Genomic DNA, 371 nt, shown 5'->3' on the forward strand with positions numbered 1-371 from the left:
TAAGCAGCAGGCGCGCGCCAGTCATCAGCACCAGACGTGCCGGAGACTGTGTGTTCCCACATGATCTTGCGGTAAGACAGTTCAATGGTGATCAGCTGCGTGAAGTCAGCATTTTTCGGATCCTGACAATGCGGCAGGCCGCACTCGATATTGGTGATCAGAGCATCTTCAAAGGAGGTGGTGAAGAAATGCTCCTGCTTGCCGGAAGAATTGGTGCGGTACCATTTGACTTCACATTTCGGCAGCATCTCACCGGAAACCAGCGCATTGTAAAGCAGCGGGATGGACTTGTTCATGGAGCAGGTGAACTTGAACGGAGTGTGCACGCGCTGACCAGCTGGCTGGCCGGACTGGATATCACGAGGAATGAT

1 protein-coding gene is annotated in these 371 nt (G+C 53.6%); it reads right to left on the reverse strand.

The window, feature by feature from the left end:
• Window positions 1-371, reverse strand: a 371-nt coding sequence (gene tssD, locus PPL9_RS17575) for a type VI secretion system tube protein TssD (RefSeq protein WP_057463920.1), incomplete at both ends; no start/stop codon positions are given.

Source organism: Pseudovibrio sp. POLY-S9, from assembly GCF_001431305.1.
In the GTDB taxonomy this organism is placed as follows: Bacteria; Pseudomonadota; Alphaproteobacteria; order Rhizobiales; family Stappiaceae; genus Pseudovibrio.